Here is a 1,204-nt window from a genome sequence, read left to right as displayed (position 1 = left end):
AATACCTCAATCTCACCAAAAATAGCTCGCTCGCGGTGGCGATCGGCTATCCCGATCTGGTGTCGATCCTCAATACGACGATCAATCAGACCGGGCAGGGGATTGAGGGCGTGGCGCTCATCATGGCGGCCTATCTGACCGTGAGCTTATCCATCTCTGCTTTCATGAACTGGTACAACAAGCGCATCGCGCTGGTTGAGCGCTGAGGAGGGTTGCGATGACTGTTCAAACAACCAGCGCACCCATCGAAAAACCGCCCGTCACCGAAGTCGGGGCTATCGGGTGGTTGCGCGCTAACCTGTTCAACTCGCCGGGCAATTCGGTTCTAACGATCCTTTGCTTTGCGCTGATCGCCTACATCGTCCAGGCGATTGTGCCTTGGGCTTTCCTCAATGCCGTCTGGACGGGAACGCCCAAGGACTGCCACGCGGAAGGCGCGGGGGCCTGCTGGGCCGTGATTGGGGAGAAGAACCGCTTCACCCTGTTCGGGCGTTATTCCTATGAGGAACAGTGGCGGCCAGCCTTGGCCATTCTGCTGTTCCTCGGGTTGGTCGGCGCAAGCTGCATCCGCCGCCTGTGGGGTAAAGCGCTGATTTGGGCCTGGATCGGGCAAGTCTTCGTCTGGGCTATTCTCATGTGGGGCGGCGTTCTCGGCCTGACGTTCGTTAATCACGAGCAATGGGGCGGCCTGCCGCTGACCCTGATGATGTCGGTCGTGGCGATTGTCGTGGCCTATCCCATCGGCATCGTTCTGGCGCTCGGGCGTCGGTCGGACATGCCGGCGGCGAAATCGATCTGCGTTGCCTATATCGAACTCATTCGCGGCGTGCCGTTGATTTCGGTGCTGTTCATGCGTCGGTGATGATCCCGCTCTTCTTTCCGGAAGGCGTGAGCGTCGACAAATTGCTGCGCGCCCAAATCGGCTTCACCCTGTTTCTGGCCGCCTATTTGGCCGAAGTGGTGCGCGCCGGGCTTCAGGCGATTCCGAAAGGCCAGTATGAAGCCGCCGATGCACTGGGCTTGGGCTATTGGGCCAAGATGCGCCTGATTATTCTGCCGCAAGCCTTACGTATCGTCATTCCGCCGATGGTGAATAGTTTCATTTCCACTTTCAAAGATACGTCGCTGGTGATCGTCATCGGCCTTGTCGATTTGCTGAATGCCGGCAAAATCGCGGTTAATGATCCGCCGTGGCGTAGCTTCT

At 58.3% G+C, this 1,204-nt stretch carries 2 protein-coding genes and 1 pseudogene; all 3 read left to right on the top strand.

Annotated features, from left to right (window positions below):
* A pseudogene (locus VZ95_RS17805) lies at window positions 1-206 on the top strand (amino acid ABC transporter permease); the annotation flags it as partial.
* 11 nt (window positions 207-217) lie between these two features.
* Entirely contained in the window at window positions 218-862 is a 645-nt protein-coding gene (locus tag VZ95_RS25965) for an ABC transporter permease subunit (protein WP_052711910.1), read from the top strand.
* A 26-nt stretch (window positions 863-888) separates the two neighbouring features.
* On the top strand, window positions 889-1,204 hold a 316-nt coding region (locus VZ95_RS25960; protein ID WP_198148375.1), incomplete at its 3' end, for an amino acid ABC transporter permease.

The sequence above is a fragment of the Elstera litoralis genome, from assembly GCF_000963705.1.
Lineage (GTDB): Bacteria > Pseudomonadota > Alphaproteobacteria > Elsterales > Elsteraceae > Elstera > Elstera litoralis.
The sequence above is the reverse complement of the archived record's forward strand: the minus strand, read 5'-3'. Positions and strand labels throughout refer to the sequence as shown.

Coding starts and splice junctions, on each gene's coding strand:
- VZ95_RS25965 (WP_052711910.1), top strand. CDS start 218: ATGACTGTTCAAACAACCAGCGCACCCATCGAAAAACCGCCCGTCACC.